20 protein-coding genes and 1 tRNA gene are annotated in these 25182 nt (G+C 36.2%); 13 read left to right on the top strand and 8 right to left on the bottom strand.

The features are described from left to right. Nucleotides 1-4: 4 nt before the first annotated feature. The gene (locus tag J0871_RS12765) at nt 5-2977 is read right to left on the bottom strand and encodes a SusC/RagA family TonB-linked outer membrane protein (RefSeq protein WP_208225742.1); all 2973 of its coding nucleotides are present in this window, start codon (nt 2975-2977) and stop codon (nt 5-7) included. 1207 nt (nt 2978-4184) lie between these two features. Between J0871_RS12765 and J0871_RS12760 the strand changes: the two genes are divergently transcribed. The 7 genes from J0871_RS12760 to J0871_RS12730 all read left to right on the top strand — a co-directional run bounded on the left by J0871_RS12760 (nt 4185) and on the right by J0871_RS12730 (nt 15766). Beyond that, nucleotides 4185-4964: a hypothetical protein gene (locus J0871_RS12760; protein WP_034892291.1), complete on the top strand. Its 780-nt coding sequence runs from the start codon at nt 4185-4187 to the stop codon at nt 4962-4964. Beyond that, the gene (locus J0871_RS12755; RefSeq protein WP_034892294.1) at nt 4954-5436 is read left to right on the top strand and encodes a hypothetical protein; all 483 of its coding nucleotides are present in this window, start codon (nt 4954-4956) and stop codon (nt 5434-5436) included. Before J0871_RS12760 ends, J0871_RS12755 begins: the two co-directional genes overlap by 11 nt. A 290-nt stretch (nt 5437-5726) precedes the next feature. Continuing rightward, nucleotides 5727-7292: a class I SAM-dependent DNA methyltransferase gene (locus J0871_RS12750; protein WP_208225741.1), complete on the top strand. Its 1566-nt coding sequence runs from the start codon at nt 5727-5729 to the stop codon at nt 7290-7292. Then, complete coding sequence (locus J0871_RS12745) at nt 7276-8547, top strand: restriction endonuclease subunit S (RefSeq protein WP_208225740.1); 1272 nt, start codon at nt 7276-7278, stop codon at nt 8545-8547. Before J0871_RS12750 ends, J0871_RS12745 begins: the two co-directional genes overlap by 17 nt. Then, the gene (locus tag J0871_RS12740) at nt 8540-12163 is read left to right on the top strand and encodes a hypothetical protein (protein ID WP_208225739.1); all 3624 of its coding nucleotides are present in this window, start codon (nt 8540-8542) and stop codon (nt 12161-12163) included. The genes J0871_RS12745 and J0871_RS12740 overlap by 8 nt, the downstream gene beginning before the upstream one ends. Before the next feature lie 137 nt (nt 12164-12300). Next, nucleotides 12301-12612, top strand: a complete 312-nt coding sequence (locus J0871_RS12735) for a DUF1016 N-terminal domain-containing protein (RefSeq protein WP_034892306.1) — start codon at nt 12301-12303, stop codon at nt 12610-12612. Between the two features lie 7 nt (nt 12613-12619). Continuing rightward, complete coding sequence (locus tag J0871_RS12730; protein WP_208225738.1) at nt 12620-15766, top strand: type I restriction endonuclease subunit R; 3147 nt, start codon at nt 12620-12622, stop codon at nt 15764-15766. A gap of 94 nt (nt 15767-15860) precedes the next feature. Here J0871_RS12730 and J0871_RS12725 read toward each other — a convergent pair whose 3' ends face one another. Beyond that, complete coding sequence (locus tag J0871_RS12725) at nt 15861-16163, bottom strand: hypothetical protein (RefSeq protein WP_034892311.1); 303 nt, start codon at nt 16161-16163, stop codon at nt 15861-15863. A gap of 89 nt (nt 16164-16252) precedes the next feature. Between J0871_RS12725 and J0871_RS12720 the strand changes: the two genes are divergently transcribed. Next, entirely contained in the window at nt 16253-16531 is a 279-nt protein-coding gene (locus J0871_RS12720) for a hypothetical protein (protein WP_208225737.1), read from the top strand. Next, nucleotides 16510-16914: a hypothetical protein gene (locus tag J0871_RS12715; RefSeq protein ID WP_208225736.1), complete on the top strand. Its 405-nt coding sequence runs from the start codon at nt 16510-16512 to the stop codon at nt 16912-16914. Before J0871_RS12720 ends, J0871_RS12715 begins: the two co-directional genes overlap by 22 nt. 882 nt (nt 16915-17796) lie before the next feature. On the opposite strand, the gene J0871_RS12710 is transcribed toward J0871_RS12715, so the two are convergent. Then, a tRNA-Met gene (locus tag J0871_RS12710) sits at nt 17797-17870 on the bottom strand. Between the two features lie 182 nt (nt 17871-18052). Between J0871_RS12710 and J0871_RS12705 the strand changes: the two genes are divergently transcribed. Next, entirely contained in the window at nt 18053-18442 is a 390-nt protein-coding gene (locus tag J0871_RS12705; RefSeq protein WP_075327023.1) for an START-like domain-containing protein, read from the top strand. 51 nt (nt 18443-18493) lie between these two features. Then, the gene (locus J0871_RS12700; protein WP_075327022.1) at nt 18494-19339 is read left to right on the top strand and encodes an aminotransferase class IV; all 846 of its coding nucleotides are present in this window, start codon (nt 18494-18496) and stop codon (nt 19337-19339) included. On the opposite strand, the gene J0871_RS12695 is transcribed toward J0871_RS12700, so the two are convergent. From J0871_RS12695 to J0871_RS12675, 5 genes are all read right to left on the bottom strand, one after another. Next, nucleotides 19336-19896, bottom strand: a complete 561-nt coding sequence (locus J0871_RS12695) for a YqgE/AlgH family protein (protein ID WP_208225735.1) — start codon at nt 19894-19896, stop codon at nt 19336-19338. The two genes, J0871_RS12700 and J0871_RS12695, sit on opposite strands and share 4 nt — an antisense overlap. Before the next feature lie 121 nt (nt 19897-20017). Then, a complete protein-coding gene (locus J0871_RS12690) occupies nt 20018-20290 on the bottom strand; it encodes an HU family DNA-binding protein (protein WP_006990442.1) in 273 nt (90 codons plus the stop codon). Between the two features lie 185 nt (nt 20291-20475). Further along, nucleotides 20476-21423, bottom strand: a complete 948-nt coding sequence (gene fmt / locus J0871_RS12685) for a methionyl-tRNA formyltransferase (RefSeq protein ID WP_208225734.1) — start codon at nt 21421-21423, stop codon at nt 20476-20478. Beyond that, on the bottom strand, nt 21423-23324 hold the full coding sequence (locus J0871_RS12680) for an ATP-dependent DNA helicase RecQ (protein WP_208225733.1): 1902 nt from the start codon (nt 23322-23324) through the stop codon (nt 21423-21425). The genes fmt and J0871_RS12680 overlap by 1 nt, the downstream gene beginning before the upstream one ends. A gap of 5 nt (nt 23325-23329) precedes the next feature. Next, nucleotides 23330-23866 carry an ATP-binding protein gene (locus tag J0871_RS12675; protein ID WP_208225732.1) on the bottom strand — a complete coding sequence of 179 codons (537 nt, stop codon included), beginning with the start codon at nt 23864-23866 and terminating at the stop codon, nt 23330-23332. 84 nt (nt 23867-23950) lie between these two features. On the opposite strand from J0871_RS12675, the gene J0871_RS12670 reads away from it, so the two are divergent. Then, nucleotides 23951-24244, top strand: coding sequence for a DUF493 family protein (locus J0871_RS12670; protein ID WP_075327017.1), 294 nt, complete (start codon nt 23951-23953; stop codon nt 24242-24244). A 277-nt stretch (nt 24245-24521) separates the two neighbouring features. After that, nucleotides 24522-25169 (top strand): DUF4290 domain-containing protein, encoded by a 648-nt coding sequence (locus J0871_RS12665; protein ID WP_208225731.1) that lies wholly within the window; start codon nt 24522-24524, stop codon nt 25167-25169. Nucleotides 25170-25182: the final 13 nt, after the last annotated feature.

Below are 25182 nucleotides of genomic sequence, written 5' to 3'. Positions count from 1 at the left end.
TGTGTTAAAAATTAAGCTGTAGTCCTGCTGTAACAGATCTAAGATTTCCCATAGATATTGCTGAGGTAGGTAGTTCCGGATCTAGACCTTCATAAGGCGTCCATGTTAGCAGGTTTTGCCCATGAATAAATAACCGGATCTGGTCGGCATGCAGTCTTTTTGTCCATCTCATTGGTAAATTATAGCCCATGGAAAGTGTTTTGAGGCGTAGAAAAGAAGCGTCAGTAAAAGAAAAATCACTGTTTACCGCATCTATAAAAGCAATTGATGCTTCGTAGGACGCAGAATATCTCTGAAAATCTTCATTACCCAAAGCCACATCAAGAACATTGCTGTTCGTTCCGGCCTGGAATTCGGATAGCCTTCCTTCCTGTTTCACGTATTGTAAAAGAAATTCGAGATTGAAATTTCCATAACGTAAAGAATTGCTCAGGCCGCCAAAGAACTCTCTATTCAGATTTTTAGTAATAATCTGATCTTCAAAACTCAGGTTTCCGTCGTCATTTACATCCCTTACCGTATACAAACCTGTTTCAGGATCCAGGCCAGTATAATCATATAATAGTGCAATATTTAGGGGCTCACCTACGCGGTAAGTATTTGAATAAGAGGATTGATCGATATCCGGATATCGTAGTAATTTATTTTCCGGAAAACTAAGATTCAGATTTGTTCTCCAGCTAAACCTGTCATTACTGAAATTGATAGTTGCGAGTTCAATCTCCAGACCTTTATTTTGAACCGTGGCCGGCAGGTTAGCCTGTACGGAATTGAATCCAGCGATGTAAGGTAGCGAATACCCAACCAGCTGGTTGGAGGATCGGTTACGATACCAACTTACTCCAATATTCAACTTATCTTTCAAGAATCCGAGCTCTGTGGCCAGTTCCAGTTTTTTATTGACTTCCCAGGAATAGTCAGGATTGGCCAGTGCGACAGGATAAAGGCCTCCGGGACCTACGGTTGCCTGGTAGGCATCCAGATAACCATAATCTCCTATTTGGTCGTTCCCCGTGCTTCCATAGCTACCTCGTAGCTTTGCAAAAGATAGAAAGCTATCTACCTTTCCAAAAAAAGACTCTTCAGAAAGAATCCAGGCAGCGCCTATTGCCCCGAAACTGGCAAACCGGTTATTAGTACCAAACCGGGAGGAGCCATCCCTGCGACCGGTAAGGTTTAAAAAATACTTTTGATCCCAATTTAGACCGATTCTGGAAAAAAGGGCGACATACTTATATTCAGCCTGACCACTGCTAGCATTGATTATACTCTCCGCTGAACCTAAATCTCCTATTAATGATTCCGAAGCATAGCCCTGCCCCTGGAAAGAACTTCGGTCAGATCCATTTTTTTGCAAGGTTCCTCCAATTAAAAAATGTGTTTCCAGTTTTCCGAAGTTTTGATCATAGGTCAATTGCGGCTCAATAATCCATGATTTTCTATTAGTTGAAAGATGAGACGACCTGTTAACCGGGTTGGATGCCGGGGCATATGATCGAATGGGTAGTTTCCATAATTCGTCACTGGTAAAATTAGCATAGCCAAAACTGGATTTCAAGCGTAAACCTGATACTATTTCATAAGAAAGTACCAGGTTAGCGTTCAGGTTCCTGGTTTGGGTAGAGGTCGTGTTGAAATATCCCTCCATCGGATTAGATAGCCCGGCCTCACTCCAGTCCTCCCAATTAAGACTTCCATCATCATTAAAAACTGATGGAGCATTTGGAGGTAACAAGATGTTGGCAGGGTTAAGGCCGTTTGTACCTGTTAAATTGTTTTGGTCAATTCCGTAATTCACATGGAGTTTTACCTCAAACAGGTTATCTTTTGATAGGTGATTTAGGGCTAGGTTACTGGTACCTTTGCGATAATCATAATCTCCCGGGTATATCGTTCCCTGTGAGAATACAGAACCTCCTATGCGGTACGTGGTATTGCCTTCCCCACCTGAAATTGCCAGGCTAGCATTGGTCACTTCGGCCTGACCGCCAAAAAAAAATTCCTGCCAGTCTGTATATCTTTCCTGATCCCATAAGACCAGATCGTAGGCATTGAAATTATCTGGCTCCACACCATCATTCTGGAAAGCCTCCCGCCGTACCTGCAAATACTGCGGGGTATTCAATAAATCAAGCTTCTCTGCTATAGAAGAACTACCGGTATAAATACGCGCTTCCAGCCCTCGGTTGCTGCCATTCTTAGTGGTAATTAATACCACCCCGTTTGCCCCCCGTGAACCGTAAATTGCTGTTGCATCTGCATCCTTCAAAACTTCAACACTTTCTATGTTTGCAGGATTCAAATTATTTAACGGATCTATACCGGAATTCGATAAAACCGAATTGCTCTCAACAGGAACAGAACTTACGGGAACCCCATCTATAATGTAAAGCGGATAGTTTCCTTCGCTTCGTAAACTGTTCGTTCCCCGTATCCTAATGGTGGGAGCGCCCCCAGGATTTGCTCCTCCAGAAATTATCTCAACACCTGCCATTCTTCCCTGCAATGCCTGAATAGGGCTCACCACCGGCTGGTTTTCTATTTCCTCGGCCGTTACCCTGGAAATATTACCTGTACTCTCGCGCCTGGTAGTATTATAGTAACCAGCATTAATTTTTACTTCGCCAAGGGCAGAAACATCCTCCTCTAATTGAATGCTAATTTCTTCGTTGTTATCTACCAGGATTTCTACAGTTTTATATCCTATATAGGAAAAGACCAAAATGCCATTGGCAGGAGCAGTGATGTTGTACTCGCCATCCAGGTTAGTTATTGTTCCTCTGTTGGTATTTTTAACTGTAACGGTCACCCCAGGTATAGGAATCCCGTTTTGATCTTGTACTACACCTGAAATTTCTTGCTGTTGCAAGGGCAGTGGGGCAGTGGTTGCCGCATTAGCAGCACTAGCAAGGAAGAAGAGTATCCCGCCTATAATAATTAGCGCCACCCATTTAAGGCGCGAGTAATTATTTTTCATAATTTTACGTGTGATTTTAAGTGAAACATTGTTTTACTTAAGCTTAGGCCTTCCCCTCCAGACGCCAATCTTCAGGGAAGGCTTTGAGCTTAATTCAAATAGTCCCTTTACTCTCGATGGAGGAGCAAGGGTATCCCGGCTCCCTATAGCCGAAACTGCAAACCTATTACTAATGTTCCCAAGCCCTTTTAAGGCTTTTCCCAACCCACGCTGTAAAAAAAATAGGGTATCACAGCACCCACGGGATTGTAAAAATTTTGGCCTGTCCCGCAACAAGCCTAAGATTAGACATACTTTTAGATAACCAAAACAGTTGTTTTGGTGTTGCGAGACTTAAAAAATTGTAGAAAATCACTTTGAAAATTAAGAAGAGAAATGACGTAGTTCGAACTAAAAAATAGACGTGGAACTCAACTTATTGTATAGGAGGTACTGGCGGTACCTTTACCACAAATAAGTGAGCCCACGCCGTTTTATGAGCGTGAGCATGATCACTTATCATCCCGTGGTAATATTAAAACGCCAGTTTTCCTATACGAGATTCAAAGCGTATGCTTCTATATTTTTAGAAGTAAACGCAAATATAATATCACTCAAATATATATAAAAATTTTTAAGTGCGTACGATCGTGCGCAATTATTTTTCAAAGTTCCTCTTCTTTTGTTATATGGCTGGTATAAATTTTATTATTTGTGATTTTATAAATAGGGAGTGGATAAAGCCATGGCTTGATCAGAAACGATCGCAACGTTCTTTCGCTGATAAATGTAACGTAGAAGAAGGAATCATAAGAAAAATTAGAGGAAAAGCAGAATATCGTATTCCGGTGGAAACTCTCGAAAAAATTTGTGATGGTCAAGGAATTACCCTTCATAATTTTTTCAAGAAATTGGGGAAATAATTATTCAATTTCGAAAAAATAAGCTTCACTAACTGGTCTAATTGTTTTTGTAGAAATAATTCTGGTATACCTCAACTTCAAATTGAAAAGTCTATAGTTCCAACTGATTGCTTATTCTCTAACTATACTCACAACTCTTTTCTTTACGGTTTTCCGTATTCTTCTATTATTTTAAGGTTTTATATTTAGTAAAACTGGGTTTATCCTGGTATTTTTTTTAATTAAAAGGGTATTTTAGGTGGGGAGTTGTGCAACATATTTAATGAAAATTCAACTTCAATATAAAATAATTGTATTTTTGATTTGTGGAAAAAATTGGTGACATAGAAATTAGAGTCGTAGGAAAGTCTGGAAATCTTGAATTAAGTCCAGACAACTATGATATTAAGCAGATTGCATCCATTTTGCAAAATGTCGAGGATTTGTTGTATCCAAATAATAAAAAAGATAGACCGATTATTACCTATGATATAGAAGAAGGATCGGTTCGCCACATTTTTAAAACTTCTATTCAAGCGGTTATTGGATTTAGTGCTTTACTTTCTCAAGTTCAAGCGCAAAACAATATTGATTTTTTAGAATTAAAAACTGCAAGGGCCTTAGAGGAAATTCAAAAAATGTCTCGTCAAAAGAATTATGAATTTCAAATTAAGACTTCTTTAGAAAAGGACTATGAATTAAAGATTAATCCCTCCACAAAATTCTTTCGTACAGAAAATATCTGGTCGGATGCAGAATTTTATTTCTATGGTGTTTTAAAAGATGCAGGAGGAAAAAGTAAGGCTAACATACATCTAGATACAAAAGATTACGGTTACTTATCAATAGAAACTGGAGAAGAATTTTTGAAAGAAAGAGAAGAAAACCTTTTATATAAAAAATTCGGTGTTAGAGCATCTGGAAAACAGAATGTGGAAACTGGAGAAATTGACACAAAATCTTTGAAATTACTAGAATTAATAGATTACAATCCAAAATTTGATAACGATTATCTGAATACATTAATTAATAAAGCAAAAAATAATTGGAGAGGAATAAATGCAGATGATTGGTTGTTAAATATGCGGGGAGGTTATGAAGCATAGCGTTTTATTAGACACTAGTTTTTTTATTCGATTACTAAATGACGAAGATCCCCTTCATAGAAATGCAGTAGGTTATTACAAATATTTCTTGGAGAACGATGTAACCTTGAAAATTTCAACAATTTCAGTTGCAGAATATTGCGTTTTAGGCAAATTAGAAGATTTACCCTTAAAAGACCTTCAAATTATTCCATTCAATTTAAAAGAAGGAGAAAGAACTGGCGAATTTGCCAAAATCATTTTTAGTGAAAATAAAATTGAAACTGAAAAATTAACTCCTAGGGCTATAATTCCAAACGATTCAAAGTTATTTGCGCAAGCCGATTTAGATAAAACAATATCCCATTTTGTGACGTCTGATGTGCGATCAAAAAACACTCTCGCACTATTAAAAAGAAGGGTGACTCCAAAATTTTCGATTATTTCCATTGATGTACCTCACACAGAAGCTTTCGGTATTTTAGATTTATAGTAAAAATACGTTGCACAACAAGTCGGTTCATCGCAAATAAAGACGGGTGTTGTCGAAAAAGCGTAATTTAGAAAACCAGGAAACAAAAACGGTAAGTCGGCAAATCCGCTTCCCTACTCCGCCAACTTGCGATAGTGTGCCGACCAAGCAATGACCGGCAATTCAGGCAAGAATCTGCTCAATCTTTAGAATCCTTTAACATTAGAAAGATTTTTCCTAAATTGCTGCGGCTTCTTACCCTACTTCATGAAGCTATTGAAATATTTACTTGTAAGACCCGAATTTTAATAATGGCCAAAAAGAAAACGAGCAAAGAAAAATCGATTGAGGAAAGTCTGTGGGATGCTGCCAATAAACTTCGTGGCTCCATTGAACCTTCAGAATACAAGCACGTAGTACTCGGGCTTATCTTCCTGAAATTTGCTAGTGACAAATTTGAGGTCCGCCGCGAGGAGCTTATTGCCGAAGGCAAAGAAAAGTACCTCGAGATGAAAGACTTCTACAATATGAAGAATGTCTTTTTCTTAGCTGAGACTTCCCGGTGGAATTATCTTATTAAAAATGCAAAACAGGACGATATTGCCTTGAAGATTGATACTGCCTTAAACCGGATAGAAAAGAACAATCCTTCTTTAAAAGGTGCATTGCCGGATAATTATTTTTCCCGTTTGGGACTGGATAAAAGTAAGCTGGCTTCCCTGTTGGACACCATTAATAAAATCGATACCCAAAAAGACAAATCCCAGGATATTGTGGGGCGTGTATATGAATATTTCTTATCCAAATTCGCCTTGGCGGAAGGAAAAGGAAAGGGAGAGTTTTACACGCCAAAAAGTATTGTAAACCTTATTGCCGAAATGATCGAACCCTATAAAGGGATTATTTATGACCCGGCTTGTGGCTCTGGTGGTATGTTTGTGCAGTCTATCAAGTTTATAGAAAGCCACCACGGCAGCAAACGGGAAATTTCCATTTACGGCCAGGAATACACAAATACTACTTACAAACTGGCCAAAATGAACCTGGCCATTCGGGGAATATCGGCAAACCTGGGGGATAAAGCTGCCGATACGTTTAGCAACGACCAGCATAAGGATCTGAAAGCAGATTATATTATGGCCAACCCGCCATTTAATCAAAAAGACTGGCGCGGACCACAGGAATTAATCGATGATCCTCGCTGGCAGGGCTATGAAGTGCCTCCAAAAAGTAATGCGAACTATGGTTGGATCTTAAATATGGTTTCCAAATTATCAGATGATGGGGTTGCCGGATTTATTCTGGCTAACGGATCGCTTTCGGGTGGTGGTGAGGAATATAAAATACGGAAAAAACTAGTGGAGAATAACCTGGTGGAAGCCATTATTATCCTGCCACAAAATATGTTTTATACCACGAATATAAGCGTAACTGTTTGGATCCTGAATAAAAATAAAACTGCCCATACCCGTTCCATTGGAGACGAAGTCCGCCACTACCGCAATCGGGAAGAGGAGGTGTTGTTTATGGATTTGCGGCAAATTGGAGAGCCATTTGAAAAGAAATTTATCCAGTTTAGTGGAACGCAAATTAAAGATATTGCCAGGACTTACCACGATTGGCAACAGGAAGACACGGATTATAAAGATATCCCGGAATATTGCTACAGTGCCACTAAAGCCAATATTGAAAAGAAAGATTTCTCCCTGGTGCCCAGCAAATATATTGAATTTGTAAACCGGGATGAAAACATCGATTTTGATACCAAGATGGCAGGTTTACAAACCGAACTTACAGACTTACTACAACAGGAAGAGCAATCTAAAAAAGAATTGTTGGACGTTTTTAAAGAGCTGGGGTATGCCATCAAACTATAGGCCTATAGGCGATTATATACAATTGGTTGATGAACGTAATAAGGAGTTAAAAGTCACTACACTTTTAGGCCTAAGCATATCCAAAGAGTTTATTCCTTCCGTGGCCAATACGGTAGGAACAAATATGCGCAACTATAAAATTATTCGTGAAAATCAATTTGCCTGTAGTATTATGCAGGTTAGGAGAGATGGTAAAATGCCCGTGGCATTACTTGAAGATATTGAAGAAGCCATTATTTCTCAAGCTTATCCTGTGTTTGAAATAATAGATACGGAGGTTTTACTCCCCCAATATCTAATGATGTGGTTTTCCCGTTCTGAATTTGACAGACAAGCAACATTTCACGCAGTTGGAGGTGTTAGGGGGAGCTTGGAATGGGAAGATTTTTTAGCTTTTGAACTTCCCGTTCCTTCCATAGAAAAACAGCGGGAAATTGTAAAGGAATATAATGTGGTTAAAAACCGTATAAAATTAAATGAAGAAATAAACCAGAAGCTGGAAGAAACTGCCCAGGCCCTTTATAAACATTGGTTTGTTGATTTTGAATTTCCTAATAAAAAAGGTAAGCCTTATAAATCTTCCGGTGGAGAAATGGTTTATAATGAAGAGTTGGATAAGGAAATTCCAGAAGGGTGGATCGCTGGTAGCATTGATGAAATTTGTGACATCGAAGATGGAGATAGAGGGAAAAATTACCCCAAAAAAGAAGAATTCTCAAATGATGGTTATTGCCTATTTCTAAATGCCGGAAATGTAACAAAATCAGGTTTTGATTTTAGTAATAATAGTTTTGTGACTAAAGAAAAGGATGAATTACTGCGAAAAGGAAAATTAAAAAGAAAAGATGTCGTAATGACCACTAGAGGTACGGTTGGGAATATAGGTTACTACAATGATAAATTAGATTTTGAAAATGTCAGGATTAATTCGGGAATGGTGATTTTAAGAAATCCCAGGATTTCATTCTTTTTATATACAAAAATGAAAAGTGCGGAAATGAAAGATCTTATTATAAATCATTTATCTGGATCTGCTCAGCCACAATTGCCGATAACAGACATTAAAAGGATGAAATTTCCAATGCCTGGAAACCAAAACAATCTAACAGAAAATTTTAATTCAAAAGTCACTCCATTGCAAAATTCAATAGATGATAAAAATTTGCAAATTAGATATTTAAATCAACTTCAAAATCTTCTGCTTTCCAGAATTGCAAGGGTAAAACAAGAAAAAATATCTCTTGCCTATGAGTGAAAATTTACAAAAGAATCAGGAAATTAAGGATAAGAAACAAAATATCCCTTTTAACTCCCTTTCTCCAGTTAGTGATCCAGAAAAGCATAAATTTTACTGTGATTCTTTAGAATGGGCTCTGTCTAATCGGAAAGAAAAAGATATAAAAAATATCGCGCTATCTGGAACCTATGGTTCCGGCAAAAGCAGCATTTTAAAAACTTTTCAGAAAACCAATAAAAATGAAAGTTTAAAATTTTTAAATGTTTCATTGGCGACTTTTAAAGAAGAGAAAAGGAATGACACTGATAAATATGCACATTTAAGAAGTGAAAACATAAATAGTGACAAACTTTCAAAAAATGATCAGCTTCGATTAGTAGAATTAAGCATTCTTCAACAAATCTTTTATCACGAAGAATATGATAATATACCTGATTCCAGGTTCAAGAAAATAAGAAGTTTGAATCCCAAGGAAGTTCAGGAAACTACTTGGTTAGTATTCGGACTTATCTTTGTATTATACACTTTTTTTAATTTCCATTTCCTTAGAACCCTAATTAATTTGCCAGAACCAAAATTATGGTTCGCATATATTGTACAGGGCTTATTGGCTATTGGAGGTTTAGTTCTTTCATTTTACTTCCTACGTGCTGTGGTAGGATTTTCTCAAAAACTTACGATTAGTAAATTAAATTTTCAGAATCTTGAAATCCATTTAGCTGATAAAATAGACAAATCTATCCTGAATAATCATCTGGATGAAATTTTGTATTTTTTTGAGGTAACAGATTATAATGTTGTAATCATTGAAGATCTGGACCGTTTTGAGCAAACAGAAATTTTCACCAAGCTTAGAGAAATAAACCTTCTAATTAATAATTCAAAATCGATTAATCGTACCGTAACATTTATTTATGCTATTCGCGATGAAATGTTTAAGGACAAAGACCGGACTAAATTTTTCGATTTTATAATCCCCGTTATACCAGTTATCAACTACTCTAATTCCAATGAACAATTAACCCGGGCATTAGAAAAATTTGATTATTCTTTATCCACAGAATTGATAGATCAGGTCGCATTTTATGTAGATGATATGCGGCTTCTGTATAATATTGTAAACGAATTCCATATTTACTTTCAAAAATTTAAAGGTGAAAAATATCAGAATAAACTTTTTGCAATAATCGTTTATAAAAATATTTATCCTGAAGATTTTGTTATGCTAGGAAAAAATCAAGGCATTCTTTATAAAAACCTTGTAGAGAATAAGTTGGATTGGGTGAATAGTGCAATAGAAAAGATTGAAGAAGACAATTCTAGCTTAAAAATAGAATTAAAAACGCTAGAAGAATCTTTACCTAGAAATTTAGAGGAATTAAAACGCATTTATCTTTTTGAATACATACAAAAGGTTCCAAATCTCATGTATTTTAAAATTCAAAATAAAAATTATACTGTTCAGCAAATGCTTGAAGAGGAAAATTTTGAAAAATTAAAAAGTGGATCTATAAGCTATCGAGAAAGTCAATATACCAGACCGTTCAACTTTAAATTTTCTGATGTAGAATCTCGTCTTGATCCGGAAAAGTCTTACTTGGAAAGAAAAACTGAAATTGAAAGCAAAAATACCGGGAGGGTAAAAGATATTAGAGATAAATTAAAGAAGAATGAAGAAGAAAATAGAAGAATAAAAAATGCAAAGATAAAATATCTTTTAAAGGACAAAAAAATTGCATTGTCTTCAGAGCCCTCCAAACAGGAACAGTTAATAATTTTATTAATTCGTAATGGCTATATAGCTGAAGATTATCTTAATTATATTTCCTATTTCTATCCGGGAAGTATTACTGAAAGAGATCACTGGTTTTTGATGAATGTAAGGAATGAAATGGATAGTAAATTTGATTATAAGCTGGATGAAGTAGAAAATGTTATCAAAAAAATAAGTGAATCAGAATTTGAAAGGAGATTTGTTTTAAATTATAGTCTTCTAGACCAGTTTTTAAAGAGTAAAAAATTTCCCTTGAAAAAGGAATTATTTTTGAAGCAGCTGTCAAACGAATCAAATGATTCTGTCAAATTTATTTACTCTTATATCAAAGAAGGTAAAAATTCCGGATTGTTCATAAAAGCTTTATGTAAAAGTTGGATAGACATTTGGAAGTTTATTGAAGAAGATAGCTCGCTTTCAGAGGATGATAAATCAAATTATCTCTCTCTCCTTCTTAACAACGCAGAAATTGAAGATATAGAAAAAATAGCTTCTACCTCCCAATTAGAGGCAGTTTTAAACCAAAAGGCAGATTTTTTATCAATAGTCAATGATCCAAAGAAACAGATCCAAATCATCGACCAATTTGACCTGAAATTTACATCCTTAAATTTGGATGAATCCTCTGAGGAAATAAAGGAATATATATATTCTATGAATAACTATGCGATCAATACATACATGTTGAAAAGAATGATCAAGGAATTTGGAGAATATAGGGAGGATGATTTTAATCGGAGTAATTATGCAGCCATTCATTCGTCTGGCTGTGATAAATTAATTGAGTATATAGAAAAGAACATAGAGAAGTATATCAGTTCGGTATATTTAAAACTCAAAGATAACTTCAATGAAAAACAGGAATATCTACTTAAGCTACTAAACAATTCAAACATCAAAAAAACTAGCAAAGAAGATATAATATCTCAAACTGAAACTCTGTTGCCTTCTATTTCTGAATTAGAAGATTCTAAGGAATTGAGTGATTTTTTGCTTAAGAATTTAAAGATAGAACCAACCTGGAAAAATGTTATTTTCAACTATCAAGAAAATGAAAATAAATTTTCGGAAACACTAACTGGTTATTTAAATAATCCAAAAATTGCTGAAGTCCTAGTAAAAGAATCTATACCAACAGATAAGGAATTAGTAAGTTTTAGACGTGATTTCTTGTTAAACAATAAGATTCAAGATGAATTGTACAACTCTTATCTAAAAACAGTACCGCTAGCATTCAAAGATTTAAACTTTGAAGATTTATCGTTTAAAAAAGTAGAAGGATTAGTAAATGAGCTAAAATTATCATTTAATCAAGAAAATCATACCAAACTAAGATCAAGTTTTTCTCCCACACATCTCATCTTTATTATCCTGAATATTTCAGAGTTTTTTAAAATATTTTCAGAAATAGTTCTATCAGAATCAGATTTGGCGGAAATCCTGGAAAATTCTATGTTATCTGATTCTCATAAAATAAAATTAATAGAAAAATTCGAAGCTGATAACGCTATTTCGGATCAGAAGGCACTTTCTTTAATAGGAAAAATGGCCTTAAAACACAAAGAACTAAAATTGTCTGATTCAAATATTTCTTCAATTCTATTAAAATCTGCTTTAAAGACTAATGAGAAAATTGAGCTTTTTATGAACAATCTTACTTCCTTTGATAAGGAATTTATAAAACCGTTTTTGAATTCGTTAGGGGGAGATTATAAGCAATTAAATGCAAAAGGTCCTATGCCGTACTTTAAAAACTCTGCCCTTTTGCTCAGTTTTTTTCAATATTTAAAACAAGAAGATAAAATATCTAAAATCAAAGAAAAAAAAGACCATATCCAAGTTACAACATTTAGAAAATAAATGATGCCCGAAACCAACCGTATAGAATATAAACGAAAACTTTCCGGAAATCTGGAAAGAAGATTAAGAATAAGGTGAAAAAGGATTAGCAAAGTAATTTTTGATACGCTTTCCCATAGCACAAGATTAAATACAACATGAAAAACGGCCTACATAATAACCTGGTAAAGGAGTTAAGCCAGCTTATAGAACAGGGAAAACATCAAATCGCGGTACAGGTAAACAGTACCATGACTTTAGTGTTTTGGGAAGTAGGTAAACGTATAAATAAAGAAATACTGCAATATGTACGGGCAGATTATGGCAAAAACATTGTGACAACAGTGTCGTCACAATTGAAAAAGCGCTACGGGAATAGCTTTGGAACATCTAATAAAAAAACCGGAATAAAAATAAATACTGCGATGGTCGCAGCGCGCGAACGTATAGCACAGAAAAAATTGCAATAAACCAGGAATGAGTAAAAAGTTTACCGAAGCACAACTGGAAAGCGTTTTTGCCACACAGCTGGAACAGGAAGGTTATCAGCATCAGTTAGGAGGCAGCATATCCCGAAAGGAAGATGAAGTTCTTATTGAAAGTGACCTTCGGGAATTTCTGATGTCAAGGTACCGGGAAAACGGGATCACCAAAAATGAAGTAGAATCCATCATTCTCAGGCTCAAAACCCTTCCGGCTTCAGACCTTTATGAAAGCAATAAAGGATTTATGCAAATGCTTTCTGATGGTTTTTCGCTAAAGCGGGAAGACCGTTCCCAAAAAGATATCTGGATCTATTTAATTGATTATTCAGTAGAGAACCGCAACACTTATAAATTCGTCAACCAGCTGGAAATTACCGGAACCCAAAAACGTATTCCTGACGGGATACTTTATATCAACGGAATTCCGGTGGTTGTTTTCGAATTTAAAACCGCCATTCAGGAAAACACCACAATTTATGATGCTTACAAACAATTAACCGTTCGTTACCAAAGGGATATACCCGAACTTTTTAAGTATAACGCGTTTTGCGTGATCAGCGATGGCGTAAATACCAAAGCAGGTTCCTTTTTTGCCCCTTATGAATTCTTCTATGCCTGGCGCAGAATCGCAGGGCTGGTAAAAGAGGTTGATGGCATTGATAGCATGTTCATCCTTATCCAGGGGATGTTGCATCAAAACAGGCTTCGGGACATCATTAAAAACTTTATTTATTTACCGGACAGCTCCAAAAAGGATGAAAAAATAGTATGCCGTTATCCTCAATATTATGCGGCGCGGGCTCTATTTGAAAATATTCAGAAAGCTCAAAAACCGGCCGGAAACGGAAAAGGAGGCACCTATTTTGGAGCCACCGGTTCCGGTAAAAGTTTTACCATGCTTTTTCTGACAAGGCTTTTAATGAAAAGCGACCACTTTGAAAGTCCCACTATTATTCTAATTACAGATCGAACTGATCTGGATGATCAACTTGCAGGACAGTTTACCAATGCAAAATCATTTATTGGCGATGATGCTATCGCCAGTGTGGAAAGTCGTGTAGATCTTCGGAAACGCATAAGAGGAAGGGAAAGCGGCGGCGTATTCCTTACCACCATTCACAAGTTTACGGAAGACACAGAATTGCTTACCAATAGAAGCAACGTAATTTGTATATCTGATGAGGCTCACCGGAGCCAGACCAATCTTGACCAGAAAATAAAGATTACCGAAAAAGGGGTTCAGAAAACTTTCGGCTTTGCCAAGTACCTTCACGATTCTTTACCTAATGCTACTTTTGTAGGTTTTACCGGAACGCCAATCGACGCTACTTTAAATGTTTTTGGAAAAGTAGTAGATGAATACACTATGACGGAATCTGTAAAAGACGAGATTACCGTTCGCATAGTCTATGAAGGAAGATCGGCCAGAGTGGCCCTGGAAAACCGGGAATTGCAAAAAATTGAAGATTATTATAGAGTAGCTGAGGAAGAAGGTGCCAATGAGTACCAAGTGGAAGAGAGCAAAAAGCAGTCGGCCAACATGAACGCAATTCTGGGTGATCCCGATCGTTTACAGGCCATAGCAGAAGATTTTATCCAGCATTATGAGAAAAGGCTGAAGGAAGGCGCTACCGTAAAAGGAAAAGCAATTTTTGTAAGTAGTAGCCGGGAGATAGCTTACGAGCTTTATAAGAACATCATCGAACTAAGGCCGGAGTGGGCAAAGATCAGAAAAGCAGAAGAAGGTGCCGAATTAACCGAAAAAGACAGGAAGCAGCTTAAGCCTATTGAGCGCATAAAAATGATCATGACTAGAGGAAAAGACGATCCCAAAGAAATGTATGATCTTTTAGGTACAAAAGAGTACCGGAAAGAGCTGGATCGTCAGTTTAAAAATGAGAAATCGAATTTTAAAATTGCCATTGTAGTCGATATGTGGCTCACCGGTTTCGATGTTCCGTTTTTAGATAGCATCTATATCGATAAGCCCATCCAGCAGCATAACCTAATCCAGACGATTTCCCGGGTAAACCGGAAGTTCCAGGGTAAAAACAAAGGACTGGTAGTAGATTATATTGGCATTAAAAAACAAATGAATTTAGCACTTGCCAAGTATAATAAGGGGGAGCGGCAAAATTTTGAAGATATTGCAAAGTCCCTGAAAATAGTAAGGGACCACCTGGATTTATTGGGAAGGATTTTCCACAAATTTGACAGCACCGATTATTTCCGGGGCGACCCTTTGAGCCAGTTTAACAACCTAAACAAAGCCGTTGAATACGTACAACAAACCAAAGAGTTGGAAACGCGCTTTATGAATTTGGTAAAACGCCTGAAAGCCGCCTATGATATTTGCGCTGGAAGTGAAAAGTTAACTCAGGAAGAACGGGATTATACTCATTTTTATTTAGCTGTAAAGTCTATAGTCTTTAAGCTTACAAAAGGGAACGCACCGGATACCGCCCAAATGAACGCCAAAGTAAGGGAAATGATCAAAAATGCCTTGGCTAGTGAAGGCGTAGAGGAGATCTTTAAAATGGGTGACCAAACCAATAGCCAGCAGGACATTTTTGATGAAGATTATCTGGCAAAGATCGATAAGATCAAACTGCCTAATACAAAAATCAAACTTTTACAGCAATTACTGGCCAGGGCCATTGATGAGATAAAGAAGGTGAACAAGGTAAAAGGAGTTGATTTTTCCAGAAAAATGGAGGGCCTGGTCTCCAGGTACAATGAACGAAAAGGAGATGTGTTACGCAGTGAAGTTTATGAAGAAATGGCGGAACAGCTTACCGATCTTATTTGGCAGGTACAAAAAGAGTTTTCGGCCGGGGAAATGCTGGGAATTGATTTTGAGGAAAAAGCTTTCTACGACATTTTAAAAGAACTATGTATAAAGTATGACTTTCAATATCCGGAAGATAAGCTTATCGAGCTTTCGAAAGCAGTAAAGGATTTGGTGGATGAACAGGCAAAATTCCCGGACTGGAGCAAAAGAAACGACATTAAATCTGCTTTAAAAGTCGGGCTTATCCTATTACTCGATGAGCACGGTTATCCCCCGGTGGAACGAGACGAGGTCTATGAAGAAATCTTTGAACAGGCTGAAAATTTTAAGAAGAATAGACCAGCCTAGAGGAATTCCTAAATTTTAAGGCCTGGCACTAACGGTGTAAATATTTAACCGCTTAAATAGTAAAAATACGTTATAAAAAGTTTTTGAATTTGTATTACTTTGGCTTTCGATAAGACCATTCAGGGAATGGTTCATAAATTTTAAGTTTTTCCATGAACCTCTCCAGGTTATTATATATGTACCCAAGATCTTCATTATCGTATAAATATTCTTCAATATCTGAATCCCAAAAAAAATCACGAAGAATCGCTATCTTTCTCAAAAATGGCATTCTTGATCCCCTTTCAAGATGTTCGAGTAAAACTAATTGACGGTGTAATTCAAGTAATTTGTCAATGACCTCTTTCCTGAATTCATCGTGAAATTGTACTTCTTTAAATGCTCCCTGCTCTTCCATAATTATTGAAAATTTGGTGATTACTAAATAAACTACATTGATTTAAATGGTGATATTTGAAAAAGAATACATAATTAGAATACTTTTTTATGCTTCAAAGTAACCCAACCAGGAAAGGGACAGGAATAGAATTATGGGGTGATTACGGTGACTTAACAAGCCTGTATGAAACGATTCACAAAATAGGAGAGCGTTTAAATGAATATAAGAAAGAAGAGAAGGGGCAATCAGATATAATAATGGGCTTTGCTTATGAGGTTCGAAAGACTTTCCAGCATTCCAGGTTGAAAGAAAATTTTGTTTTTGATTCGGAGAATAAGGTTGAATATTTAGGCTTTAGATACCTATGGACAACTTACTTTATTTGATTTCTGTTCTTCGTTACAATGCAGGTTATGTAGTGTTGGATGCCCTGGATCAGGCGAACCTTTATATCCTCGAATTTAATTGTAAGAAAGCCTTATTTGATTATGATCCCCAGGGCGCACAAAAAATTCAAAATTTCATAGGGCAAAGAATAGATATACATAATGACCTGGTTTTTTTAGTTCTGCAGGGTATTAATATAGAATATTTCAGCAAGACACCGGGAAAAAGAAGATTTCGCGGAATACCAGATTTGTTAATTGCTTATTCCCAATTTTCGCCAGCCTATAAGATGTGGAAGTCTGATATGGAAAGTAGTGCTAAGGCTTTAAAATGTGAGGTGCACGAAATAAGTTATGATAATTACCCTGAAATAGTTTGGTAATGGAAAAAAGCAGCTCATCAGAAAGATTTGATTTTTGAAAATCTACAAACTATCTAAAGCTGCTTTTTTAAACCTTAAACCGTCGCGTAAGGAACTGCAATCCTAAGTCGCATTTAAGGCTTATATAATAAGTCTTATACCATCACCAGGGAAATACCATTGGAGGCTGAATATAAGACTTAAAATTTTAACTGCCGCTCCAAACAAAAAAGGCATCAGTGTAAAATCTTCTTTTTTGGAGGTAATTTAATCCTCGTTTAGAAAAAGGAGCGGCTTGGAGGCTTTCGCCTCCGCGCCACATAAATTTAAGCTCGCACTTAACACGGGACTTAACTGTAGATTAATATCAGATAGCGCCGTCCTTATCAGCCGAAAGTTGCCCCCGTCATCTGCCAGGTGTTGGCCACTCCTTAACCGCTATCTTCAACTTAGGATAAATATAATAATTTTACTAAATAGTTTATATATGTTTTTTAGTGGATAAGAAAAAAGAGAAGAAGATATTATTCAGCCTGCCATAATTAAAATCTTACCTTTTTGATTTTAGAAAAATGTGCTTAGAAGTAGGAGAATTTACCGTTGCATGGTGGGGGAGTGGGAAATAATGATCTTGGGTATATTCAATAACGACTATAGGTTACATCGCGAAACTGTTTGGTGGTACAAGTTTTCTCCTGGTAAACCCATAGTTATATTGAAAAAGATTGCCTTCTAAATTAGATTTTCCAGAATAAACCTAAAATTCAGTTTCAATTGCTATCAGTTGGTAATATTTCAAATGACTCCTAATGAATTATTGAAAATAGATCAAATTCTGTACTTATTCTGTACTAGGTACAAAAATAAAAAGCCTCACATCTCTGTGAAGCCTTGTTATTACTGTAGCGAGACCGAGATTTGAACTCGGGACCTCCGGGTTATGAATCCGACGCTCTAACCAACTGAGCTACCTCGCCGTAATTTTATGTAAACTGCCTGTTGGCCTGACTTTACAAGCATTCTTGCTGGTTGTGAATGCGGGTGCAAATATATAAACATTTTGTATTGACACAAACATTATTTTCTAAAATATTTAATTTGTTTTCTTTTTATCTTTCCAATTAATATCTATATTGCCCGAAACTAATTAAACCTAAAAATGGAAGATAAGATAAAGTACGAAATGGAATTTCCCATTCAGGCTTCTCCTTCATTGTTATACCAATATATATCAACCCCCTCAGGACTAAGTGAATGGTATGCAGATAATGTGAATTCACGGGGCGAATTGTTTACTTTTATTTGGGAAGGAAGTGAAGAGAAAGCCAAATTGGTAAGCAAAAAGAGTGACGAGCGCGTAAAATTTAAGTGGCTTGACGATGAAGACACTCCTTATTTTTTTGAAATAAGAATCCAGGTAGACGAAATTACTAAAGATGTTTCTATAATGATTACCGATTTTGCCGAAGATGAAGATGAAATTGAAGAAGGCAAAATGCTTTGGGAAAATATGATCTCTAACCTTAAACAGGTGTTGGGATCTGCTTAATAATCTTAAGATAAATATTACCTTTGCCCCGTTCTAAAACGGGGCTTTTTTATGATAAATCTAGACGGAAATTTAGTAAAAGATAAGCAGGCATCAATTTCGGTAACCAATCGCGGCTTTGCCTATGGTGATGCGGTGTTTGAAACCATTCGCGTAATTAGCGGAAAAATAATGTTTTGGGAAGACCATTACTTTAGGCTTATGGCCTCTATGCGCATTATGCGTATGGAAATTCCCGCTAATTTTTCTCCTGAATTTCTTGAAGAAGAGATTCTTGACCTGGTAAAAGAAAATGGTTTAGATACTACAGCAGCGCGTGTAAAATTTTCAGCGTACCGCAAAGAAGGAGGTTATTATAAACCGGCAACGCGGGAAATAGGATTCATTATCACTGCTAAAGAACTTTCTGACGCATTTTATTTACTGAATGAAGACGATTATGAAGTAGAACTTTTTAAAGATCACTACGTAACCAGCGGTTTATTTTCTACAATAAAATCGAATAATCGCGCCATAAATGTGCTTGGAAGTATTTTTGCTTCAGAAAATGGCTATGAAAACTGTTTTTTGATCAATGAAAAAAAGAATGTGGTTGAAGCCTTAAATGGTAATTTATTCCTTGTAAAAGGAGATAAAATAAAAACGCCACCACTTACCGATGGTGCTTTAAATGGAATTACCCGGAAGAAATTACTGGAAATTATTAAAACCCTTCCCGATTTAACTTTAGAAGAAACTTCAATTTCTCCTTTTGAACTTCAAAAAGCTGATGAGTTGTTTATAACTAATGTAATTACAGGAATCCAGCCGGTAACAAAATATCGTAAAAAGAAGTTTGGAAATAAAGTCGCTAAAGACCTGCTTTCAAAATTAAATGTAAAAGCAAGACTGGGCTAGTTATAACTGGGGTTTTCTGGTGCGTTAGACCATAAAATATATTCCCCGCCAAGTTGCATCATTTTATCTTTCCAAAAAGAATGGTAAGGACGTTCTATAATGTCTTTAGGATTTTCGTTGGTAGTTACAATCCAGGCGTGTGAACTTAATTCTTCATCTAACTGATTGGCATCCCAACCCGAATATCCTAAAAAGAACCGTATCTCTTTTTCACTAATTAAATTTTGATTAATTAGTTCTGTAACCACATCAAAATTACCGCCCCAGTAAATGCCATTGGCAATTTCTACACTTTGGGGAATAAGATCTGGTATTTTATGAATAAAGTAAAGATTGTCCTGTTCTACCGGGCCACCGTTGTAGATTTTAAAATTAGAAGAAAGGTCAGGTACAAGGTCTTTTAAAGTAAAATCTAATGCCTTATTAAGTATAAAACCTACAGAACCCGCTTCAGAATGATCGGCAAGCAAAACCACAGAGCGGTTAAATGCCACATCTCCAATTATTGATGGTTCTGCTACCAATAGATGGCCTTTGGTTGGTTTTAAAGCGATCATTTTAGCATGTTTTTATCTAATCTACTATTAATTTGAAAAAAAATCAAATTAAAACTTAAATTATTTTCATTAAAAAAGCCTCTCATAAGAGAGGCTTTCAATGTTTTACTAATATAAATTATTAGTTTACAGCTTTTTGTAAATCTGCACCGGCCTTAAATTTCACTACATTTTTAGCAGCAATTTTAATGGTTTTTCCGGTTTGTGGGTTTCTTCCTTCACGGGCAGCTCTTTTAGAAACTGACCAAGATCCAAATCCTACTAAAGAAACACGATCTCCTTTTTTAAGAGACTTTTCTACGTTTTCCAGGAAAGATTCTAAGGCTTTTTTTGCTGCTGCTTTTGAGATTCCAGCGTTTTCAGCCATTGCATCAATTAAATCTGTTTTGTTCATAATTTGAATTTTAAATAAATTGTTGGTTAAACATTCTGTTAAATTGCTTTACAAATTTATATGGAATTCTCGGCCGTGCAAGTAATATCAAGGGAAATGCAGGATATTGTTAATAAGTCGGCCATTTTGTTAATAAACAAGTATAAATTTAGTTGATTTTTATCCGTTTCAGTAACCATAAGGCCTTAGCGGAATTTTGACCCTTCCGTAAAATCATATCCGTTTAAAAGTGATTTCACATCCATTTTTCGCTTTCCGGGAAGTTGTAATTCTTCAATTATAAGGTAACCGCCCTCTGTTGCTACCTTCAGCTTTTTATCTTCAACCAAAATACAGCCATTTTCTAAAGAATGACTGGCAATTTCTTTTTTACAATGGTAGATCTTTACTTTTTCTTCTTTATTATCGTTAAACAAAATAGACCATGCGGCCGGGTAAGGGTTTAAGCCCCGAATTAAGTTATAAATTTGATCTAAAGAATCGTCCCAATTAATTTTTGTGTTCTCCCTGTTTAATTTTGGGGCGTCTTTTAATAGTTCATCAAAAGGTTGTGGAGTGGGAGTGAGGTTGCCATTTTCTATAAGTTCAAGTGTTTCTACCACCAAACCCGAGCCAAGTTCCATTAATTTATCGTGCAATTCACCAACACTTTCTTCGGGAGCAATATCAATTTCCTTCTGAAGTATCATCGCACCGGTATCAATCTTTTCATCAAGAAAAAATGTTGAAACCCCGGTTTTTGTTTCATTATTAATTATAGCCCAGTTTATAGGAGCGGCACCACGATATTGGGGCAGGAGGGAAGCATGAAGATTGAAGGTTCCAAATTTAGGCAAGTCCCAAACAACTTTTGGTAACATTCTAAAAGCCACAACTACCTGTACATTTGGTTCAAGAGCTTTTAATTCTTCAATAAAAGCTTGATCTTTTAAATTAGTAGGTTGCAAAACCTTTAAACCTTTGCTCACCGCAAATTTTTTCACCGGACTTTCCTGTAATTTTCTTCCTCTTCCGGCGGGTTTATCGGGGGCTGTTATTACGCCAACTACATTATAATTGGCGTTTAATATACTTTCCAGGCTGGCCACGGCAAAATCTGGTGTGCCCATAAAAACTATTCTTAATGATCTCATCATCTATTTATTTGGTAAATATTTCCGTTTTTTCGGGAAATTAATTCTTTGTTTATTAATAATCGTAAAACTTCTAAAACCTGATCTTCAGGATAATTAATGGCTTCGGTGAGCTGCCGGGAAGAAGCGTTAGAGGTTTTTAAAATGTTTATTATTTCTTTATAAATCGCATTTTTAAGCTCCCTGGTTAAAGGCGCATTTTGTTTTTGGCAAACCGAACAAATTCCGCAGTTTTCTACTTTTTTCTCTCCAAAATATGCAAGTAATTGCTTGCTTCGGCAAATCTTATCATTCTCCAGGTAAGCTAAAACCGAATCTATTTTTTCTTTTTTAGACTTGTTATGTTGCTTTATATATGGCGCCAACGGAAAAATAACCAAATCGTCTTCCCGTGGAACCAAAAATAAAACGGTTGCATCGTGTTCTGCAAAAACGTATTCCAGCACCTGGTCTTTTTCCAGCTCCTGAAGAAATTTTAGAGCTTTGTCTTGCTCTATATTAGATTTTTTACAAATAGAAGCCAGGTCTATCGTAGTTTTATTCTCCAGGATGCCACCGTAGGTTCTTAAAAGCGCTTTTACAAAACTTTCGTATTTCTGATTTTGCTCTAGATAATATTGAAGCTGTTTTCCAGAAATTATAAAATGAATGCTGGTTCTTTTATGAAATTCCTTTGATAGTTTTAGAATGCTGCATCTATCTAAAAGCTGAAGCACCTCGTAAGTTTTAGAAAATGGAAGTTCGTATTGGGCACAAAATTTTGAAAAACTAAAATTATGTTCGGTTTGTTTCCCTTCGCCATAGGCGATCCTGAAATAGGTGTTTAGTTTTTTATAAACCAGTTTTACATCTTCCAATTGCGGTAAATTTGCCAGGAACTGATTTTTTAAAATAGGAATATCGCTCTTATTGGTTAAAATAGTGGCGATCGCTTTTTTCCCATCTCTCCCGGCGCGGCCGGCTTCCTGGAAATAACTTTCTAAAGATTCCGGAAGATTTAAATGAATAACCTGCCGCACATCCGCTTTGTCTATGCCCATTCCAAATGCGGTGGTGGCCACCATTATCTGGTGTTTATTTTCCAGCCAGTCGCTAAGTCTTTTGGTCTTTTCCTTTGGCTGCAATCCGCCGTGAAAGGCATCAGCTTTAAAGCCTTTTTTATTTAATAGATCAGCAATTTCAAGGCTGGCTTTTCGGCTCCTTACATAAATTATCGCAGGTTCATTCTTGTTATTCAATAGTTGATCCAGACGATAATACTTATCTTCAGCTTTTAGTACATTATAGGCTAAATTGGCCCGGTAGAACGAGTCTTTTAGAACTTCTATATTTTCCAGTTCCAACTCTTTCACAATATCTTTAACTACGGCCGGGGTTGCGGTCGCGGTTAGCGCAATAAAAGGTGTGCCAGGTTTTAAGTCTTTTAACTGAGAAATATTGCGATAAGCAGGTCTAAAATCGTGGCCCCATTGCGAAATACAGTGCGCTTCGTCTACAGCAATAAGATTAACATTCATCAACTTAATGCGTTCCTGCACCAGATCCTGTTGAAGCCTTTCAGGAGATAAATAGAGAAATTTATAATTTCCGTAGATGCAATTATCAAGAGCAGCATCAAGATCGCGATAGGCCATACCGCCGGTTAAGGCCATCGCTTTGATACCTTTTTGCTGAAGCGCGTTCACCTGGTCTTCCATTAAAGCCACAAGAGGGGAGATTACAATACAGATTCCTTCCTGCATTAACGCAGGGATTTGGAAACAAAGCGATTTTCCACCACCGGTAGGCATTAAGGCGAGCACATTTTTTTGCTCCAGGAGCTTTTCTATTATGGGTTCCTGCAGCGGCCTAAAGGACGAATGTCCCCAGTATTTTTTTAGTATGTGATGTGCGTCCTGCAAATAGCTTATTCAATTTGATTTAAAATAAACTGAGTTCTTTCAATAATTGAGGTTTTAGGGACTTCAATGGGCTTGTAACCGTAAGTTTTATACGTTTCAAAAAGATATTTTGAAATTAGACTGGCTTCTTTAAAAGATTCGTAACGTTCGTTATCGCTCTGATAAATTTCCTCCCAGGGCGGTAAAAAGAATATCTTGTCATAAGCATATGCTGTACAGGCATCAGTAAAATATGTGGAATACTCTGTTTTAAAATAATCCATATATGCCAAAACATCTGGGATGCCGCGATCTATAAATATAGTGGAAGTAGGAATCATATCGGCTTCCCTATGTTGAATTTTTCGGCCTTCCAATAGCTTTTCGCTAAAGAGCACAGGTTTTTCGAGGAATAACTGAGCAATTCCCTGCTTTTGTGCTTCTAAGGTTACCTGCCGGGAAATCTCATGAAGACATTCGTGCCCGTGTTTTTCCAGTTGGCGAATTATTGAAGATTTCCCTGTACCGGGGCCACCGGTAATTACTATTTTCTGTTTTTTCACGCTGCAAATTTCGACATTTGAAATTGATTATAAAAATGTATGCAATCCATGTATCTTTGCAGCCTAAAATTAAGTTAGAAAATTATGAGTGGAGCGAAAGATCAGGAAGAGTTTTATAACAAATTAAGAGCGCAATTACAGGATACATCTCTTTGGCCATCTGAATATTTATATAAATTTATAGTTCCTGCAAAGTCCAATCAGGTGAAAATTATTGAGGAGATCTTCAATAATATGGGAGCTGTGATTACTACCAGGAAGTCTAAAAAAGGAACTTATATAAGTACATCGGTAAATGTGCGAATGAAGAATCCCGATGCTGTAATTGAAAAATACAAAGAAGTGGCAGAAAAAGTTGAGGGTGTTATCTCTCTTTAATCCTTTCAAAAGGGGGTAATTAACAAAAAAGCTGACCGCAGATTGTAAAAAATTATTTTCCGAATTACCTTTCTAAAAACTGTAGATTTTTTAATTTTTCAAAAATTTTATCTATCCCGATAATATTTAGTATTTTGCAGCGAATAACTTCTACAGTAAATTACCTCTGGGGGAAGCCTATGAGGCATTAAAGGGAAGATTTTTTTGATTTTGAGCCTGGCCTCAAAGTATTTAAGTCTCGATTATCGAGTAAAGTATCATCTTATAAATTTCAATTTTGACACACGCATTAGAATATAACTCCGAAAGGAGACACTTAATTATTCCCGAATACGGGAGACATCTTCAAAAAATGGTAGAAGAAGCCATTGAAATTGAAGATGATAAAGAACGAAACCAGGTAGCAAAGTCTATTATTGCCGTAATGGGTAATATGCAACCGCATCTTCGCGATGTACCCGATTTTCAACATAAACTATGGGATCAATTATTTATAATTAGTGATTTTAAGCTTGATGTAGAATCACCTTTTCCTAAACCAACCCGGGAAATGCTGGAAGAGCGTCCTGAAATGTTGGGTTATCCTCAAAACTTTCCAAAATATCGTTTCTACGGAAATAATATTAACCGAATGATTAATGAAGTTAAAGATTGGGAAGAAGGTCCTTTAAAAGAAGGTTTGGTTTTAACGATAGCCAACCATATGAAGAAGTCTTACCTTAATTGGAATCGTGATACTGTAGAAGATGAGATAATTTTTGAACATCTTCGGGAACTTAGCGGCGGTAAAATTAATTTAAAAAACGCCGATGAAGATCTTAGTGATGCTTCAAGCCTTATTAGAAATAAGAAGAAGCACACCGGTAAAAACAATAATCCTAAAAAATCCAACCGCAAAAGTGGAGGTGGCCGCAAGCGCTACTAAATAATATTTTACT

This window comes from Salegentibacter sp. BDJ18, from assembly GCF_017579965.1.
GTDB lineage: Bacteria > Bacteroidota > Bacteroidia > Flavobacteriales > Flavobacteriaceae > Salegentibacter.
The sequence above is the reverse complement of the archived record's forward strand: the minus strand, read 5'-3'. Positions and strand labels throughout refer to the sequence as shown.

What these genes read in the sequence shown, in the direction of transcription:
- J0871_RS12670 (WP_075327017.1), top strand. Translation starts at nt 23,951, where the DNA reads ATGAGTGGAGCGAAAGATCAGGAAGAGTTTTATAACAAATTAAGAGCG.
- J0871_RS12725 (WP_034892311.1), bottom strand. Translation starts at nt 16,163, where the DNA reads ATGGAAGAGCAGGGAGCATTTAAAGAAGTACAATTTCACGATGAATTC.
- J0871_RS12755 (WP_034892294.1), top strand. Translation starts at nt 4,954, where the DNA reads ATGAAGCATAGCGTTTTATTAGACACTAGTTTTTTTATTCGATTACTA.
- J0871_RS12765 (WP_208225742.1), bottom strand. Translation starts at nt 2,977, where the DNA reads ATGAAAAATAATTACTCGCGCCTTAAATGGGTGGCGCTAATTATTATA.
- J0871_RS12740 (WP_208225739.1), top strand. Translation starts at nt 8,540, where the DNA reads ATGAGTGAAAATTTACAAAAGAATCAGGAAATTAAGGATAAGAAACAA.
- fmt (WP_208225734.1), bottom strand. Translation starts at nt 21,423, where the DNA reads ATGAGATCATTAAGAATAGTTTTTATGGGCACACCAGATTTTGCCGTG.
- J0871_RS12720 (WP_208225737.1), top strand. Translation starts at nt 16,253, where the DNA reads ATGCTTCAAAGTAACCCAACCAGGAAAGGGACAGGAATAGAATTATGG.
- J0871_RS12735 (WP_034892306.1), top strand. Translation starts at nt 12,301, where the DNA reads ATGAAAAACGGCCTACATAATAACCTGGTAAAGGAGTTAAGCCAGCTT.
- J0871_RS12745 (WP_208225740.1), top strand. Translation starts at nt 7,276, where the DNA reads ATGCCATCAAACTATAGGCCTATAGGCGATTATATACAATTGGTTGAT.
- J0871_RS12695 (WP_208225735.1), bottom strand. Translation starts at nt 19,896, where the DNA reads ATGATCGCTTTAAAACCAACCAAAGGCCATCTATTGGTAGCAGAACCA.
- J0871_RS12700 (WP_075327022.1), top strand. Translation starts at nt 18,494, where the DNA reads ATGATAAATCTAGACGGAAATTTAGTAAAAGATAAGCAGGCATCAATT.
- J0871_RS12715 (WP_208225736.1), top strand. Translation starts at nt 16,510, where the DNA reads ATGGACAACTTACTTTATTTGATTTCTGTTCTTCGTTACAATGCAGGT.
- J0871_RS12730 (WP_208225738.1), top strand. Translation starts at nt 12,620, where the DNA reads ATGAGTAAAAAGTTTACCGAAGCACAACTGGAAAGCGTTTTTGCCACA.
- J0871_RS12705 (WP_075327023.1), top strand. Translation starts at nt 18,053, where the DNA reads ATGGAAGATAAGATAAAGTACGAAATGGAATTTCCCATTCAGGCTTCT.
- J0871_RS12690 (WP_006990442.1), bottom strand. Translation starts at nt 20,290, where the DNA reads ATGAACAAAACAGATTTAATTGATGCAATGGCTGAAAACGCTGGAATC.
- J0871_RS12750 (WP_208225741.1), top strand. Translation starts at nt 5,727, where the DNA reads ATGGCCAAAAAGAAAACGAGCAAAGAAAAATCGATTGAGGAAAGTCTG.